The following is a 212-nucleotide window of genomic DNA, read 5'->3' as shown; positions in this document are numbered from 1 at the left end:
ACCGACAAGGAATTTCGCTACCTTAGGACCGTTATAGTTACGGCCGCCGTTTACTCGGGCTTCGATCAAGAGCTTCGCATTGCTGCTGACCCCATCAATTAACCTTCGAGCACCGGGCAGGCGTCACTCCCTATACATCCACTTACGTGTTAGCAGAGTGCTGTGTTTTTGGTAAACAGTCGGGAGGGACTCTTTGTTGTAAGTTTCCTTGC

Annotated in this window: 1 rRNA gene; it reads right to left on the bottom strand. The window is 50.5% G+C overall.

Annotation, left to right across the window (positions count from 1 at the left end):
• Positions 1–212, bottom strand: a 23S ribosomal RNA gene (locus KJQ99_RS11560); the annotation flags it as partial.

The organism is Campylobacter sp. 2018MI13 (genome assembly GCF_018501135.1).
In the GTDB taxonomy this organism is placed as follows: domain Bacteria; phylum Campylobacterota; class Campylobacteria; order Campylobacterales; family Campylobacteraceae; genus Campylobacter_E.
This window is presented reverse-complemented; position numbering and strand designations above follow the sequence as displayed.